This is a genomic window from Caballeronia sp. J97, assembly GCF_905220305.1.
GTDB lineage: Bacteria > Pseudomonadota > Gammaproteobacteria > Burkholderiales > Burkholderiaceae > Caballeronia.
Map to the genome: position 1 here is coordinate 117,598 of NZ_CAJMZL010000015.1, position 17,282 is coordinate 134,879.

The window sequence follows — 17,282 nt, forward strand, 5'->3', positions numbered from 1 at the left end:
AGAAGCATAGCACAGAACGAATAGTCATATGACGGATCGCCGCATGTGCCCTACCCTCGTCATCCTTTACGCAACAAGCATGTGCGGGCTTTTGTGAGATAAGCAAGGGTCTTTTGCACATCATCGGAAAGACAAAAGCCGCCCGAAGGCGGCTCTTGTGTTCCTGATGCGACCGATGCGTGCGCAGCTTACTCGGCGTTCGCCTCGCGGCTCGCGCGGCGACGCTCGTGTTCCTTCAGATGACGTTTGCGCAAGCGAATCGACTGCGGCGTGACTTCGACCAGTTCGTCGTCGTCGATGAACTCGACCGCGTATTCCAGCGAAAGCTGGATCGGCGGCACGAGGCGCACTGCTTCGTCGGTGCCCGACGCGCGCACGTTGGTCAACTGCTTGCCCTTGATCGGATTCACGACGAGATCGTTGTCGCGGCTGTGGATGCCAATGATCATGCCTTCATAGAGCGCATCGCCCGGCGACACGAACATGCGGCCGCGATCCTGCAGCTTCCACAGTGCGTAGGCGACAGCGGCGCCATCGTCCTGCGAGATCAGCACGCCGTTGCGACGCTCGCCGACCGAGCCTTCCTTCACCGGCGCGTACGAATCGAACGTGTGGCTCATCAGGCCCGTTCCGCGCGTCAGCGTCAGGAATTCGCTCTGGAAGCCGATCAGACCGCGCGCCGAAATCTTGTACTCGAGACGCGTGCGGCCACGGCCGTCGGACGTCATGTCGAGCATTTCGCCCTTGCGGCGGCCGAGTTCTTCCATCACGCCGCCCTGGTGGCCGTCTTCGATATCGACGGTCAGGTTTTCGTACGGCTCGCACTTCACGCCGTCGATTTCCTGCAGCACCACGCGCGGACGCGACACGGCCAGCTCGTAACCCTCACGGCGCATGTTCTCGACCAGAATGGTCAGATGCAGTTCGCCGCGGCCCGACACTTCGAACGTGGTTTCGTCGCCGGTGTCCTTCACGCGCAGCGCGACGTTGTGGTTCAGTTCCTTCGTCAGACGATCGCGAATCTGGCGGCTCGTGACGAACTTGCCTTCCTTGCCCGCGAGCGGCGACGAGTTCACGAGGAAGTTCATCGTGAGCGTCGGCTCGTCGACGGTGATCATCGGCAGCGCCTCGGGATTCTCCGGCGAGCAGATGGTCACGCCGATGCCGATTTCCTCGATACCGTTGATCAGCACGATGTCGCCGGCCTGCGCCTCTTCCACTTGCACGCGCTCGAGGCCGTGGAACGACAACACCTGATTGATCTTGCGATTCAGGATCGCGCCGTCCGGACCCGAACGCACGGCCACCTGCATGCCCGGGCGGATACGGCCACGCGCGACACGACCCACGCCGATACGGCCGACATACGAGTTGTAGTCGAGCGACGTGATCTGAAGCTGGAGCGGGCCGTCCGGATCGGCCGGACGCACCGGAACGTGCTCGAGGATGGCTTCGAACAGCGGGCGCATCGTGCCTTCGCGCACTTCGGGATCGAGACCGGCGTAGCCGTTCAGGCCCGACGCGTACACGACCGGGAAGTCGAGTTGCTCTTCGGTGGCGCCAAGCTTGTCGAAGAGATCGAAAGTCTGGTTGATCACCCAGTCGATGCGCGCGCCGGGGCGGTCCACCTTGTTGATCACGACGATCGGCTTGAGACCGAGCGCGAGCGCCTTCTTGGTGACGAAGCGCGTTTGCGGCATCGGGCCTTCGACGGCGTCGACGAGCAGCAGCACCGAGTCGACCATCGAAAGCACGCGCTCGACTTCGCCGCCGAAGTCGGCGTGCCCCGGCGTATCGACGATATTGATGTGCGTGCCTTCGTATTCGACGGCGCAGTTCTTCGCCAGAATCGTGATGCCACGTTCCTTTTCGATGTCGTTCGAGTCCATGACCCGCTCGGCGACCTGTTGATTTTCCCGGAACGTGCCCGACTGACGGAGCAACTGGTCGACGAGCGTGGTCTTGCCGTGGTCGACGTGGGCAATGATGGCGATATTGCGGAGGGCGCGAGTCATAGAAAGATGTCTTGGTTGTGCGCCGTCGGAGCGAGTCTCCTCAACGAGACTCCATGGCTCGGCAAGCCCCCTCTGGAAACCATCATGCAAGCATGACGACGCGGGCCCGGCGCGGTGAGAACCGTAAAGTATAGCACGCACGGATGTCCATACCTTGCAATAGGACGCAACCCGCAAATCCGGCCGGCACGCGTTGCGCGCCCGACACGCCGCATCGCAAAAGCCCGCCCGCCCAGTGACGCGGGGATTGTTAAGCATTTTCAGAAAAGCTTCTTGCAGCGACTGAAACGCGCGCCTATAATCCTGCCTAGTCAACTATTGCAATCGCATAATATTTCCATGAGCGACGCTCCGAAATCCGCGGCGATCGGCGAATACGTGCTCGCCGAGAGCGTCGGCTACCTGATCAGCCGGGTGCGCTCGACCATGTGGAACATGGTCACGCAACACACGACCTCCGAACTGGGCATCACCAGCACGCAGGCCAGCATTCTGTTCATGCTGGCGGTGGGCAAATGTCTCACCGCGGCGGATATCGCCCGCGAATACGGCATCGATGCAAGCGCCGTCACGCGTCTCATCGACCGGCTGGAGAAACGCGGTCTGCTCTCGCGGGTGCGCAGCGAAGAAGACCGGCGCGTCGTGCGCCTCGCGCTGACGGACGAAGGCCAGGCGACGGCCGAAAAGATTCCCGCCATCTTCACGCGCGTCCTCGACAACCTGCTCGGCGGCTTTACGCCCGAAGAGGTCGGCTTTCTGAAAAGCATGCTGCGGCGAATTCTTGCAAACTCGTGCGATCCGTCCGTGGCGCCACTACTCGGCGGAAGTGATAAGCCTGGTACGTCATTGCGATGACAAGCAAATTTGTCATCGCAAGCCTACAAAATGATTGCAACGTCCATCTTTAATTCGCATCTCAAGAGACGAGATATGAAACACCTCTCCCTGTCCGCGGTTCGCGGCGAAAGCCGTGCGAAGAGCGCCCTGGCCGCCGCGGTGGCCGCGCTCGCGCTCGCCGGCTGCGCGAACTACTCGGGCATTTCGAGCGACAAGCAGATTGCCGCGCCCGAAAACTTCGAGGCCACGCAGAGCGTGCCGGGGCAAGGCGGCCAGTGGCCGACGCTCGACTGGGCGAAGCAGTTCGGCGATCCGCAGCTGCCGCAACTGATCGACGAGGCGCTCGCGGACAATCCGACCATCGCACAGGCGCAGGCTCGCATCGCGAAGGCGTCGTCCTATATCGAGACGTCGCGCTCGGCGCTCTATCCGAAGGTCAACGGATCGTATTCGTGGACGCGCGAACTGTACTCGGCCAACGCCCTCTTCCCGCCACCCTATGGCGGCACGTGGTTCAGCGAGAACAACGTGCTCGCGAGCGCGTCGTGGGAACTGGACCTGTGGGGCAAGAACCGCTCGCGGCTGAACATGGCGGTATCGCAGCAGAAAGCCGCCGAAGCCGACATGCAGCAGGCGCGCGTGACGCTCGCGGCGTCGGTCGCGCGCACGTACAACCAGCTCGCGCTGCTCTACGCGCTGCGTGACGTCGCCCAACGCGAGATCGCGAACCGCCAGGACGTCGGCCGCATCACGAACGGACGCGTCGCGGCCGGGCTCGACACCAACGTCGAGCGCCGCACGGCGGAAGGCAATGTCGCGACGAGCCAGACGAACTCGACCGAACTCGACGGCCAGATCGAAACTGTTCGGTTTCAGCTCGCCGCGCTGCTCGGCAAGGGCCCGGACCGCGGACTCAAGATCGCCAAGCCCATGATCGATCCGAACGTCAACGTGACGCTGCCCGACAACGTGCCCGCCGATCTCGTCGCGCGCCGCCCGGATATCGTCGCCGCGCGCTGGCAGGTCGAAGCCGCGACACACAACATCAAGGAAGCGAAGGCCGAGTTCTTCCCGGACATCAATCTCGCGGCCGCTTTCGGCTTCGACGCGTTCGGCTGGAGCCGCTTCCTGCAGGCGAGCAGCCGGCAGATCCAGATCGGGCCGGCCGTGCATCTGCCGATCTTCGACGCCGGCGCGCTGCGCGCCCAGTTGAAGGGCCGTTATGCCGATTTCGAGGGCGACGTCGCGAACTACAACCAGACGCTCATCAGCGCGATGAACGACGTCGCGACCAATATCTCCGCGATCCGCTCGCTCGACAGGCAGATGGCCGACGCCCAACGCGCGCTCGCGGCGGCATCGAGCGCTTATCAGCTCGCCGTGATCCGCTACAAGGCGGGCCTCTCGCCGCAATTGCAGGTGTTGAACGCCGACGAAAACCGCCTCGCCAACGAGCAGACCGTGACCAATCTGCGCCTGAAGCGCACCGATCTGCAGATCGCGCTGATCAAGTCGCTCGGCGGCGGCTTCGACGCGACGAGCGCCAATCTCGCGATCGACGGCAGCGGGCAGAACCAGGCGACGACGCAGGCGGCCAACGAGGCCGCGCCGTCGAAATAAGCGCCCACAAGAACACGCATCGGACCAATACGGAATTTTCGGAGTCTTTCATGAGCGACCCTCAACAAAACGCCGCCCCGGCCGCCGCGCCCGCGCCGAAGCAGAGTAACGGCAAGCGCCGCGTGCTGATGACGCTGATCGTGCTCGTCATCATCATTGCCGCCATCGCGTACGGCCTGTACTACTTCCTGATCGCGCGCTTTCACGAGTCGACCGACGATGCCTACGTCAACGGCAACGTCGTGCAGATCACGCCGCAGGTCGTCGGCACGGTGATTTCGGTGAACGCGGACGACACGCAGACCGTCAAGATCGGCGATCCGCTCGTCGCGCTCGATCCGGCCGACTCCAAGGTCGCGCTCGATCAGGCCGAGGCGAATCTCGCGCAGACGGTGCGCCAGGTGCGCACGTTCTTCGTGAACAACAACCAGTACGAAGCGCAGATCGCGTTGCGCAAGTCGGATTTGTCGCGCGCGCAGGACGATCTGAAGCGCCGCATGCAGGTCGCGCAGACCGGCGCGGTGTCGCAGGAAGAAATCTCGCACGCCCGCGACTCGGTGCGCGGCGCGCAGGCCGCGCTCGATGCCGCCGAGCAGGAACTCGCGTCGAACCGTTCGCTCACGGCCAACACGACGATCGCCAATCACCCGAACGTGCTCGCCGCCGCGGCGAAGGTGCGCGACTCGTACATCAACTACGCGCGCAACACGCTGCCCGCGCCGGTGACGGGCTATGTCGCGAAGCGTTCGGTGCAAGTGGGCCAGCGCGTGTCGCCGGGCAATCCGCTGATGGCGATCGTGCCGCTCAACGCCGTGTGGGTCGACGCGAACTTCAAGGAAGTGCAGTTGAAGCACATGCGCATCGGCCAGCCGGTCGAATTGACGGCCGATCTGTACGGTTCCAGCGTCGTGTATCACGGCAAGGTGATCGGCTTCTCGGCCGGCACGGGCTCGGCGTTCTCGCTTTTGCCGGCGCAAAACGCGACGGGCAACTGGATCAAGGTCGTGCAGCGCCTGCCGGTGCGCATCGCGCTCGATCCGAAGGAACTGCAGGAGCATCCGCTGCGCATCGGTCTGTCGATGAACGTGGACGTGACGATCAAGAACGAGGAAGGCGGCCAGTTGGGCAACGCGCAGAACACGGTCTATCAGACCAATGTGTTCGACAACTACGGCGCGCAGGCCGATCAGGAAATCGCGCGCATCATCCAGCAGAACGCGGGCGCGGGCGCGGGCGCGGGCTCGTCGGCGCAGGGCACATCCTCGGCGCCCGGCCGCGCGGCGAAGTCCGCATCGGCCACGAAGCTGATGTAAGCGGACTCGGCTCATGTCTTCGCAAAACGTCGTTCATCCGCCGCTGTCGGGCGGAAAGCTCGTCATCGGGACGATCGCCGTGTCGCTCGCGGTGTTCATGAACGTGCTCGACACGTCGATCGCGAACGTCTCGATTCCGTCGATCTCCGGCGACCTCGGCGTGTCGTCGGATCAGGGCACGTGGGTCATTACGTCGTTCGCGGTCGCCAACGCGATCTCCGTGCCGCTCACGGGCTGGCTCACGCAGCGCATCGGCCAGGTGCGGCTGTTCCTCGGCTCGATCATCCTGTTCGTGCTCGCATCGTGGCTCTGCGGTCTCGCGCCGACGCTGCCCTTCCTGCTCGCCGCGCGCGTGCTGCAAGGCGCGGTCGCCGGCCCGATGATTCCGCTGTCGCAGACCCTTCTGCTCGCGAGCTATCCACGCGAAAAGGCGCCGATGGCGCTCTCGATGTGGTCGATGACCACGCTGATCGCGCCGGTCGCGGGCCCGGTGCTCGGCGGCTGGATCTCCGACAACATCTCGTGGCCGTGGATTTTCTACGTGAACATTCCGGTCGGCATCGCGGCGGCGATCGCCACGTTCGCGATCTTCCGCGACCGCGATTCCGCGATCCGCAAGGCGCCGATCGACACAGTCGGTCTCGCGCTGCTCGTCATCTGGGTCGGCTCGCTGCAAGTCATGCTCGACAAGGGCAAGGATCTCGACTGGTTCAACTCGACCACGATCGTCGTGCTTGCGCTGATCGCAGTGATCTCGTTCGCGTTCTTCATCGTGTGGGAGCTGACGGCGGAACACCCGGTCGTCGACCTGTCGCTTTTCGAGCTGCGCAACTTCACGGGCGGGACGATCGCGCTATCCATCGGTTACGGGCTCTACTTCGGCAATCTGGTGCTGCTGCCGCTGTGGCTGCAAACCGACATCGGCTACACGGCGACGAACGCCGGTCTCGTGATGGCGCCTGTCGGCCTCTTCGCGATTCTGCTCTCGCCGATCACGGGCAAATTCCTGCCGCGCACCGATCCGCGCTACATCGCGACCGCCGCGTTTCTCGTGTTCGCGCTGTGTTTCTGGATGCGCTCGCGCTATACGACCGGCGTCGACACCTGGGCGCTCACGGTGCCGACGGTGATTCAGGGCATCGGCATGGCGGGCTTCTTCATTCCGCTCGTATCGATCACGCTGTCGGGCTTGCCGGGGCACCGGATTCCGGCAGCGTCGGGTCTGTCGAACTTCGTGCGGATCATGTGCGGCGGCATCGGCACGTCGATCTTCTCGACGGCGTGGGAGCATCGCTCGATCGTGCATCACGCGCAACTGGTCGAAAGCGCGAATTCGTATAACCCGGTGTTCGCGAACTCGATGCAGCAGATGGGCGCGCTCGGGCTTTCGCACGACCAGACCGTCGGCCTCTACAACAGCATGGCGACGCAGCAGGCCGCCCAGCTCGGCGTGAACGACATGTTCTATATCTCGGCGGGAATTTTCGTCGCGCTGATCGTGCTGATCTGGATCACCCGGCCCGAGCGTTCGGGCGGCGGAGATTCGGCCGCGGCGGCATCGGCGGCGCATTGATCCTGCGCTGATCACGCATTGATCTTGCGTTGATCCGTTTGCCGCTTGGTGGCGGAAAGAAGAGAGCCCGGTCGATGATCGACCGGGCTCTTTGTCATTGCGCCGTGACGATCAGTCGTTCGGGCGCGAGCACGCCCTCGCCGGCGCGCGCCACGCCGAGCAGGCGACCGCCTTCTTGCGCATAGACCCGCACGCGGCCTTCGACGCGGGTCTTCTCGATATCGGCGAGCTTCAATCGCTGGCCGTGCAGGAAGCGTTTGGTGGCTTCGTCGTTCAACTGAATCGAGGGAAATGTGGACAGAAGCGCATCGACGGGCTGAAGCCGTTCGTCGCGCTCTGTTTCACTCAGGCTCGCGAGTTGATCCAGCGTCACCGCGTGCTCGAGCGTCAGCGCGCCGACGCCCGTGCGCCGCAACGCCGTCAGATGCGCGCCGCAACCGAGCGCCTCGCCGATGTCCTCGGCAAGCGTGCGCACGTACGTGCCCTTGCTGCAGGTGACGCGAAACGTCACGAGCGGCAATGCGCACGCGATCAACTGCAACGCGTGGATCGTCACCTGGCGGCCCTCGCGTTCGACCGTCTGACCCGCGCGCGCGTATTCGTAGAGCGGTTTGCCATCGCGTTTGAGCGCCGAGTACATCGGCGGGACCTGCACGATATCGCCGATGAATTTATTCATCGCATCGATCACCGACGCTTCATCGCACGTTACGTCGCGCGTATCGATCGCCTCGCCTTCGACATCGCCGGTCGCCGTGCGAATGCCAAGGCGCATCGTCGCTTCGTAGGTCTTGTCGGCATCGAGCAGGTCTTGCGAGAACTTCGTCGCTTCGCCGAAGCACAGCGGCAGCAAGCCGGTCGCGAGCGGATCCAGCGTGCCCGTATGGCCCGCCTTCTTCGCCAGATAAATCCGCTTCGCCTTGATCAGCGCATCATTGCTCGACAATCCCAGCGGCTTGTCGAGCAGCAGCACGCCATCCAGCGCACGACGGGCAATCTTCGGGCCGCCTTTCACTCACGCACCCTCTTCGTCGTCTTTCGCACGCGTCGCGTTCGCTTCGTCGATCAGGCGCGACATCTCGACGGCCTTTTCGATCGTCTGGTCATAGTGGAAATGCAGCGTCGGCACCGTATGGATGTGCAGGCGCTTGAACAGCATATTGTGCAGATGCCCCGCCGCGTGATTGAGACCCTGCTCGGTCTGCTTGGGATCGCCCGTCAGCGTCGTGAAGTAGACCTTCGCGTGCGCGTAGTCGGGCGTGAGCTCGACGCTCTGAATGGTCACGAGACCCACGCGCGGGTCTTTCACCTCGCGCATGAGTTCCGAGAGATCACGCTGGATCTGATCCGCAATCTGCACGTTGCGGTTCGTGGATGTCTTTCTCTTAGCCATGATGTCGTTTCCGTATTTCTTTTCTTGCCACCGGAAGCAAAAAGGGCGGAGCGAGCCGCAAGGCTCACCCCGCCCTTTTATCGGCGGCTAGCGCATTACAGCGTGCGGGCCACTTCCGTCACTTCGAAGACTTCGAACTGATCGCCTTCCACGATGTCGCTGAAGTTCTTGATCGACATACCGCACTCGAAGCCCTGACGCACTTCCTTGACATCGTCCTTGAAGCGCTTGAGCGAATCGAGCTCGCCGGTGTGGATCACGACGTTGTTGCGGATCACGCGCACCGACGAGGAACGCTTGACCACGCCGTCCGTGACCATACAACCCGCGATCAGGCCGACCTTCGGCACCCGGATGACCTGACGCACCTCGACCATGCCCGTCACCGTCTCGCGCTTCTCCGGTGCGAGCATGCCGGACATCGCCGCCTTCACCTCATCCACAGCGTCGTAGATGATGTTGTAGTAGCGGATGTCGATGCCGTTCGCCTCGGCGAGCTTGCGGGCTTGCGCATCCGCACGCGTGTTGAAGCCGATGATGACCGCCTTCGACGCCGTCGCCAGGTTGACGTCCGACTCGCTGATCGCGCCGACCGCGCTGTGCACGATCTGCACGCGCACTTCGTTGGTCGACAGCTTCTGCAACGATTGAACCAGCGCTTCCTGCGAGCCCTGCACGTCCGCCTTGACGATGAGCGGCAGGTTTTGCACTTCGCCTTCGCCCATCTGCTCGAGCATGTTTTCGAGCTTCGCGGCCTGCTGCTTCGCCAGCTTCACGTCGCGGAACTTGCCTTGACGGAACAGCGCGATTTCGCGCGCCTTGCGCTCGTCCGGCAGCACGATGACTTCCTCGCCCGCCGCCGGCACTTCCGACAGACCCTGGATTTCCACCGGGATCGACGGACCCGCCGACTTCGTCGGCTTGCCGGTTTCGTCGAGCATCGCGCGAACGCGGCCGTAGGCGCTGCCCGCGAGAACCACGTCGCCGCGGTTCAGCGTGCCGGACTGCACCAGAATGGTCGCGACCGGACCCTTGCCCTTGTCGAGCTTGGCTTCGATCACGAGACCCTTCGCGGCGGCTTCCACCGGTGCGGTCAGTTCCAGCACTTCGGCCTGCAGCGACACGTTTTCCAGCAGATCGTCGATGCCGCGGCCGGTCTTCGCCGACACTTCGATGAACGGCGAATCGCCGCCGTACTCTTCCGGCACCACGCCTTCCGCGACGAGTTCCTGCTTCACGCGGTCCGGGTTGGCTTCCGGCTTGTCGATCTTGTTGATCGCGACGACGATCGGCACGCCGCCTGCCTTTGCGTGAGCGATCGCTTCCTTCGTCTGCGGCATCACGCCGTCATCGGCGGCAACCACCAGAATGACGATGTCGGTCGCCTTCGCACCGCGCGCACGCATCGCCGTAAAGGCTTCGTGACCCGGCGTGTCGAGGAAGGTGATGACGCCGCGCGGCGTATCGACGTGATAGGCGCCGATATGCTGCGTGATGCCGCCCGCTTCGCCCGCCGCCACTTTCGCGCGTCGGATGTAGTCCAGCAGCGAGGTCTTGCCGTGGTCGACGTGGCCCATGACCGTGACGACCGGCGGACGCGGCAGCTTCTCTGCCGTTTCCTCGGTGGTTTCGCCTTCGATCAGGAGCGCTTCCGGATCGTCCAGCTTCGCCGCGACCGCGCGATGGCCCAGTTCCTCGACGACGATCATCGCCGTTTCCTGATCCAGCACCTGATTGATCGTGACCATCTGGCCAAGCTTCATCATCACCTTGATGACTTCCGAAGCCTTCACCGACATCTTGTGCGCGAGGTCCGCGACGGAGATGGTTTCCGGCACGTGCACTTCGCGGATGATCGGCTCGGTCGGCGCCTGGAAGCTCGTCTGTTCCTGATGCTTGCCGCGACCCTTCGGGCCGCCACGCCAGCCGCGATCGACGCCGCCGCTCGAATCGCCGCGCGTCTTCATGCCGCGGCGCTTCGATGCGTCGTCCTGCTGCCAGCCGCCCTTGCCGGCCTTCTTCTTGTCGCCAGCGCCTGCCGGAGCCGTCGATGCGGGAGCCGGCGCGCCGCCTGCGGCCGGCTTTTTCGCCGCCGGACGTGCCGCCTGCGCGCCTTCCGGCTTCGCGGGCTTGTGCAGCGTGCCCTTCGCTTCGGCAGCCTTCGCGGCTTCCGCGGGCTTCGGTGCGGGCGCGGGTTCCGGCGCCTTCACCTGCGCCTTGCGCGGGGTGTTCATCATCTCGCGGATCGCACGAGCTTCGGCTTCCGCCGCCGCACGACGCTTCGCGATCGCTTCCTGCTCGAGACGCGCCTTCTCGGCGGCCGCGCGCGCGTCTTCCTCCGCCTTCTTGGCGGCTTCGCGCTGGGCGGCACGCTCGCTCGCGGCCTTTTCTTCCGCAGCCTTCTCGGCGGCCTCACGCTGCGCGTCGTCGTTCTGCTTCACATCCTGCTTCACGTCCTGCTTCGCTTCGGCGGTCACCTGCGCACGCGCTTCCTGACGCGCAGCCTGCGCCGCACGCGAGATTTCCGCCGCTTGCGCCGCGGCCGCCGCACGGCGCGCCGCCTCTTCTTCCTGCTTGCGGCGCTCGGCTTCCGCTGCTTCCTCGCGGGCGCGACGCTCGGCTTCTTCGCGCTCGAGCTTGGCCTGACGCTCCTTCAGCTCGCGTTCTTCACGCTCGAGCTGCTCAGCGGCGTGGCGCGCTTCTTCCTCGCGGCGCTGCAGTTCGGCCTCGTCGACTTCCGGTTCTTCGACGTGATTCGGCGCTGCCTCGGCCTGCTCCGCACCGGTTTCGTCGCGTTTCACGAAAACACGCTTCTTGCGCACCTCGACCTGAATGGTGCGAGCTTTACCCGTTGCGTCGGATTGCTTGATTTCCGACGTATGCCGGCGGGTCAAAGTGATCTTGCGCTTGTCGGCGTCGGCGGAACCGTGCGACTTGCGCAAATGATCGAGCAGACGCGCCTTGTCCGTTTCGGACAGGTCGTCGTTCGCGCTCGCTTTCTGGACGCCAGCCGCCTGCAACTGCTCGAGCAGGACGCCCGCAGGCATTTTGAGTTCCGCGGCAAATTGGGCTACGTTGTTACTCGCCATTCATTCCTCTTGATGCAAGGACAGATCCTTGCGGTTAGATCGGGGTCACGCGGCCAGACAGGCCGCCAAATATCAGTGCGCCATGGTCATTTCTCACTGGAACCAGTGTTCACGTGCTTTCATGATCAACGCCTTAGCGGCATCCTCTTCCATACCGGTCATTTCGACCAGTTCATCTACTGCCAGCTCCGCGAGGTCGTCGCGGGTCTGAATCTGGTGCTCGGCGAGCTTCGCGAGCAGCTCGCTATCCATGCCTTCGAGACTCTTCAGGTCGAGCGCGACGCCTTCCACCTTCTCTTCGTTGGCGATCGCCATCGTGAGCAGCGCGTCGCGCGAACGGTTGCGCAGCTCGTGCACCGTGTCTTCGTCGAAGGCTTCGATTTCGAGCATTTCGTTGAGCGGCACGTAGGCGATTTCTTCGAGGCTCGTGAAGCCCTCGTCGATCAGGATGTCGGCGACTTCCTCGTCCACATCCAGACGCGCCATGAACAGGTCGCGCAACTTGCCACGCTCTTCGTTTTGCTTCAGCGCCGATTCGTCCGGCGTCATGATATTGATTTGCCAGCCGGTGAGCTCGCTCGCGAGCCTCACATTCTGGCCGGCGCGGCCGATGGCGACGGCGAGCTCGTTCTCGTCCACGACGACGTCCATCGAATGCTTTTCTTCATCGACGACGATCGACTGCACGGCTGCCGGCGCGAGGGCGCCGATCACGAACTGCGCGGGGTCTTCCGACCATAGCACGATGTCGACGTTCTCGCCACCGAGCTCGTTGCGCACGGCCTGCACGCGCGAACCGCGGATGCCGACGCAAGTGCCGATCGGGTCGATACGCTTGTCGTAGGCGATCACCCCGATTTTCGCACGCACGCCGGGATCGCGCGCGGCTGCCTTGATTTCCAGCAAGCCTTGCTCGATTTCCGGAACTTCCAGCTCGAACAGCTTCATCAGGAACTCGGGCGCGGTGCGCGAGAGCTCGATCTGCGGGCCGCGCGCGGTGCGATCGACCTTGGCGATATAGGCGCGCACGCGGTCGCCCACGCGCAAATTTTCCTTCGGGATCAGCTGGTCGCGGCGCAGCAGCGCTTCGACGCGGCCCGATTCGACGATGAAATTGCCCTTGTCCAGGCGCTTCACCGAACCGGTCATGATCTTTTCGCCGCGCTCGAGGAAGTCGTTCAGGATCTGCTCGCGCTCGGCGTCGCGCACCTTTTGCAGGATGACCTGCTTGGCGGCCTGCGCGCCGATACGGCCGAACTCGATCGACGGAATCGGCTCCTCGATGAACTCGTCCACCTCTGCATCCGGCTTCTGTTCCTTCGCTTCGAACAACAGGATTTCCTGATCCGGCTCTTGCAGGCCGGCCTCGTCCGGCACCACGCGCCAGCGGCGGAAAGTTTCATGTTCGCCGCTCTCACGGTCGATGGCGACACGAATATCCACGTCTTCCTCGAAGAGCTTCTTCGTTGCCGAAGCAAGCGCAGCCTCCAGCGCTGCGTACACGACGTCCTTGTTGACGTTCTTTTCGCGTGCCAGCGCATCCGCCAGCATCAATACTTCGCGACTCATTGTTTGCGGCTCCTAAAGTCAACCTTGGGGACGAGACGTGCCTTATCGAGGTCCGCGAGCGTGAAATCGAGCATCGCGGCGCCGTCCTTCCCTTCAAATTCCAATCCGATCGTTTCGCCGTCAGGGGCGTGCAGGATGCCACGGAACGACTTGCGCCCGTCCAGCGGCTTCTTCAATGTAATGGCGACTTCGCTTCCCGCGAAGCGCTCGAAATCCGCCAGTTTCTTGAGCGGGCGATCGAGCCCCGGCGACGATACCTCGAGCCGGTCATAGTCGATGTTCTCGACTTCGAACAGATATTGGAGCTGACGCGTGACCTTCTCGCAGTCTTCGATGGCGATACCGGCCGGCTGGTCGATATACACACGCAGCATGCCGCCTCCCGAACGCTCGAGATCGACAAGCTCGTAGCCCAGGCCCGAGACCGTGGTTTCTATCAATTCCGTCAGTTGCACAGTAACTCCAAGGTGTTCGCGCGCTCGACGCCGAAACACCTGCGGGCGAGCGCCTTCTTGCGGGCGCGCACCCCTGCTCCCGAGATGCCGAACCGAAAAGCCAAAAAAAAATGGGCGCAACGCCCATCTTTTTCAACCAAGATCGCACTCAGGGCAAAAAGAAAACTACGTGCCCAGCGACTTCAAGATTTTAGCCATTTTTCAGGACAAACGCAAACGTAACGCGCCCTTTCGGCCCTGTTGAGGTCGGTTTCATGCCCGTTTGTCGTTTCTGATCCGAGGCGCGAAACGCGGGATTTTTGCCGCCGGAAGCAGGTTCAATGCTTCGCACCGGCGTCCCGGCGACGTGTTTCTTTGCGATCTCCGCGATCAGCGTCCGCGCGAGCGATTTCGCGCGCCTCGGCCAGCGCCGCCAGTCTTGGCCTGTCCCGCGCCCTGCTGCCCGCCGCCCTGGCGATTGCCGCGCGGCGCGTTGCCACCCGCCGCGCGCTTGCCCGCGCCGCCAGCGCCCTGCGGTCCGCCTTGCGGACGAGCGCCGCGCGGACCCGGCCGGGCGCCGTTCGCGCGATTGCCGTTCGGCTCATTGCCGATGCGGTTGCCGTTCGGCTCGCGGCCACCGCGACGGCCCATGCCGCCGGCGTTGCCCGCGTTGCTGCCGGTGTTGCCGCCGAATCCGCCCATGCCGCCGAGCCCGAAGCCGCCAGGAAGGCCGCCCGGCTGGCCGCGTCGTCCGCCGCCGCGGCCCGGGGTCTGCTGCTGCGTCATGCGCGAGTGCGAACTGAGCACCGGCTCGCGCGTGATGAAGCCCATTGACGTTTGCATCGGATCGGGTTGTACGCGGGGCGCTGCGCTGCGTCCGGCCTTCTCGGCAGTCGGCAATTTCAGTCCGACCGCCGCCATCAGGCTGCGCACCTGATTGTCCTCGAGCTCCTCCCAGCGGCCCCGCTTCAGGCCGCGCGGCAACGCGATCGGACCATGACGCGTGCGGATGAGGCGACTCACCATCAGCCCGGCCGCCTCGAACATGCGGCGCACTTCGCGATTGCGACCTTCGGCGAGCGCGACGTGATACCAGTGGTTCGTGCCTTCGCCGCCACCATCCTGAATGCGCAGGAAATTGGCGGGGCCGTCGTCGAGTTCGACGCCTTTCAGCAGCTTCTGCTTCATCGCTTCGGACAATTGCCCGACCACGCGCACCGCATATTCACGCTCGACGCTGTAGCGCGGATGCATGAAGCGGTTCGCCAGATCGCCCGACGTCGTAAGCAGCAGCAGACCTTCCGTATTGAAGTCGAGACGTCCGACCGCGAGCCACTTGGCGGTTTTCATCGACGGCAGCTTGTCGAACACGGACGGACGGCCTTCCGGGTCGGCATGGCTGACGATTTCGCCCGTCGGCTTGTGATACAGCAGGATGCGCGGCGGCTTGCTCGCGAGCTTGCGCTTGAGCGGCTTGCCGTTGATGCGCACCTGGTCCGTCGGCATGATGCGCTGGCCGATGTGCGCCGGCTCGCCGTTCACCGAAACGCGGCCCGCGATGATCAGCTCTTCCATGTCGCGACGCGAACCCATGCCCGCGTCGGCGAGCACCTTGTGCAGCTTCGGCGCGTCTTCGTCCGGCTCCAGCACGCGCTTTTGCTGCGGGGCGTTACGTCCACGGCGCAGCATCGGCGCGCGCACCCCGGCCGAACCGTTGTCGGCATCGAAGGCCGGCGAGGTGACGTAGGCGAAGACATCGTCGACGGCGGCAGCAGCCGCGCTTTCGACCGTCGCCGGCCCGGCGTCGTTGCGTTTGCCGCGTTTTTGCTGCGGCGGGCTCTTGCGCCGGCCTCCCTCACGCGGCGCGGGCGCGGCGGCATGCACGGCCGGCTGATCCGCTGCCTCGACACCGGTCTCGGCAGTGTCCACGCGCGCGCTCTTGCGGGCGCGCGGGTTCGCCCCTTCACTCTTGCGCGGCTTCGCGCCCGGATCCTTGCGCGGCGTGCGCATCTGCGCGGCGACGACGCCATCGGGCGGCGTCTCGTTCACGGCGTCCGGCGTGCCGGGCGCAGCGTCTGCGCCTTTAGTCTTCGCGACAGCGCGACGCCGTGCGATCAGGCTGCGCGGCCCGCGGCGCAGTCCGCGGCGCGGACGGTCCTCGCCCTCGCCGCCTTCATCGGCGCGGTCGGTGCGCGTGCTTTCGCCGGCATCGGCCGACTCAGGGGCGTCCGCGGCGTGCACCGGGCGCGCGGATTCAGGCGAATCGCTGTCGTGGGAGTGTGTCAAAACAACCTCAAATGTCGAATCGCGCGCCCGTCGCGGGCGCGTCAAAAAATCCGCTGATCGGTCCGGCTGGTCGTCTCGAAATGATCTTTATGGAGAGCCGGTTGCCAGATCAGGGGCCATGCAATTTGCGTCAGGCGCGGCGCGCCTTCGGTTCCTGGGAGTCGTCGTCCAGTTCGGCTTCGTTCGATGGACTCGCGTCTTGTTCCTCGTCACGCGGCACCGACACGGGTGCGTCATACGTGGTACTCAAAGATGGCGCGTAAATCCCGGCCGGCGACAAGGCGCGCTCATCCAGCGCATCCGCATGTTCCGTTCCGAGTCTTTCCTGCGGTTCTTCTGTCTGTTCTTGCTCTGCCGCAACCTCGGCCGCGCTCTCATCGCCGCCGGATGTTTCGGTTTCTACTGCTTCGGCCGAGGGCGCCGCTTCAACGGCGTTGACCGGCGCGAAGGCGCCTTGTTCCCCGTCATTCGTTGCCGCCGTCGTGTCCTGCGCTTGTGCTTGTGCAGCGACCGGCGGCGAATCGCCGGCGACGCTGTCGGGAAACTCGATCGAATGCTGCGCGAGCAGCGATGCTTCGAGTTGCGCCGACGGGTTGTCCAGCGCGGGCAGTTCGTCGAGCGCCGTCAGGCCGAGGTCGTCGAGGAACTGCTTGGTGGTCGCGTACAGCGCCGGGCGGCCCGGCACGTCGCGATGACCGATCACCTCGATCCAGCCACGGTCCTCCAGTTGCTTCACGACCTGCGTGTTCACCGTCACGCCGCGAATCTCTTCGATATCACCCCGCGTCACTGGCTGCCGATACGCAATGATCGCCAGCGTTTCGAGTACGGCCCGCGAATACTTGGGCGGCTTTTCCGGGTGCAGCCTGTCGAGATAGGCCCGCATCGCGGGCTTGCTCTGAAAACGCCAGCCCGAGGCAAGCGCCACAAGTTCGACGCCGCGCCCCGACCAGTCGGCCTTGAGCGCTTCGAGCAACGTGCGAACGGTATCCGCCGAAATGTCGTCGGCGAACAGCTTGCGCAATTCATTCAGCCTCAGCGGTTCCTGCGCGCAAATCAAAGCAGTCTCGAGGACGATCTTCGCCTCTTGGGTATTCATGCAGCTTGGGTCAACCCTGTATGGTCAATGATTCAATTCAAAACGGGCTTGCGC

The 17,282-nt window shown here is 64.1% G+C and carries 12 protein-coding genes; 4 read left to right on the top strand and 8 right to left on the bottom strand.

The window, feature by feature from the left end; genetic code table 11:
* Window positions 1-188: 188 nt before the first annotated feature.
* A complete protein-coding gene (gene typA / locus U4Y90_RS20050; protein ID WP_321797073.1) occupies window positions 189-2,015 on the bottom strand; it encodes a translational GTPase TypA in 1,827 nt (608 codons plus the stop codon).
* Window positions 2,016-2,354: 339 nt separating this feature from the next.
* On the opposite strand from typA, the gene U4Y90_RS20055 reads away from it, so the two are divergent.
* The 4 genes from U4Y90_RS20055 to U4Y90_RS20070 all read left to right on the top strand — a co-directional run bounded on the left by U4Y90_RS20055 (window position 2,355) and on the right by U4Y90_RS20070 (window position 7,358).
* Complete coding sequence (locus tag U4Y90_RS20055; protein WP_321797162.1) at window positions 2,355-2,870, top strand: MarR family transcriptional regulator; 516 nt, start codon at window positions 2,355-2,357, stop codon at window positions 2,868-2,870.
* Window positions 2,871-2,945: 75 nt separating this feature from the next.
* Window positions 2,946-4,472, top strand: a complete 1,527-nt coding sequence (locus U4Y90_RS20060) for an efflux transporter outer membrane subunit (RefSeq protein ID WP_321797075.1) — start codon at window positions 2,946-2,948, stop codon at window positions 4,470-4,472.
* A 50-nt stretch (window positions 4,473-4,522) separates the two neighbouring features.
* Window positions 4,523-5,785, top strand: a complete 1,263-nt coding sequence (locus U4Y90_RS20065; RefSeq protein WP_321797076.1) for an efflux RND transporter periplasmic adaptor subunit — start codon at window positions 4,523-4,525, stop codon at window positions 5,783-5,785.
* A gap of 13 nt (window positions 5,786-5,798) precedes the next feature.
* Window positions 5,799-7,358, top strand: a complete 1,560-nt coding sequence (locus U4Y90_RS20070) for a DHA2 family efflux MFS transporter permease subunit (RefSeq protein ID WP_321797078.1) — start codon at window positions 5,799-5,801, stop codon at window positions 7,356-7,358.
* Window positions 7,359-7,452: 94 nt separating this feature from the next.
* On the opposite strand, the gene truB is transcribed toward U4Y90_RS20070, so the two are convergent.
* The 7 genes from truB to scpB all read right to left on the bottom strand — a co-directional run bounded on the left by truB (window position 7,453) and on the right by scpB (window position 17,228).
* Window positions 7,453-8,373 carry a tRNA pseudouridine(55) synthase TruB gene (truB, locus tag U4Y90_RS20075; RefSeq protein WP_321797079.1) on the bottom strand — a complete coding sequence of 307 codons (921 nt, stop codon included), beginning with the start codon at window positions 8,371-8,373 and terminating at the stop codon, window positions 7,453-7,455.
* On the bottom strand, window positions 8,374-8,751 hold the full coding sequence (gene rbfA, locus U4Y90_RS20080) for a 30S ribosome-binding factor RbfA (protein ID WP_321797081.1): 378 nt from the start codon (window positions 8,749-8,751) through the stop codon (window positions 8,374-8,376). It abuts the gene before it with no gap.
* Between the two features lie 95 nt (window positions 8,752-8,846).
* Window positions 8,847-11,840, bottom strand: a complete 2,994-nt coding sequence (gene infB, locus U4Y90_RS20085; RefSeq protein WP_321797083.1) for a translation initiation factor IF-2 — start codon at window positions 11,838-11,840, stop codon at window positions 8,847-8,849.
* Window positions 11,841-11,933: 93 nt separating this feature from the next.
* Entirely contained in the window at window positions 11,934-13,409 is a 1,476-nt protein-coding gene (gene nusA, locus U4Y90_RS20090) for a transcription termination factor NusA (RefSeq protein ID WP_321797085.1), read from the bottom strand.
* On the bottom strand, window positions 13,406-13,864 hold the full coding sequence (gene rimP / locus U4Y90_RS20095; RefSeq protein ID WP_321797087.1) for a ribosome maturation factor RimP: 459 nt from the start codon (window positions 13,862-13,864) through the stop codon (window positions 13,406-13,408). Before rimP ends, nusA begins: the two co-directional genes overlap by 4 nt.
* 369 nt (window positions 13,865-14,233) lie before the next feature.
* The gene (gene rluB, locus U4Y90_RS20100) at window positions 14,234-16,129 is read right to left on the bottom strand and encodes a 23S rRNA pseudouridine(2605) synthase RluB (RefSeq protein ID WP_321797088.1); all 1,896 of its coding nucleotides are present in this window, start codon (window positions 16,127-16,129) and stop codon (window positions 14,234-14,236) included.
* A 130-nt stretch (window positions 16,130-16,259) separates the two neighbouring features.
* Window positions 16,260-17,228, bottom strand: a complete 969-nt coding sequence (gene scpB, locus U4Y90_RS20105; RefSeq protein ID WP_321797090.1) for an SMC-Scp complex subunit ScpB — start codon at window positions 17,226-17,228, stop codon at window positions 16,260-16,262.
* Window positions 17,229-17,282: the final 54 nt, after the last annotated feature.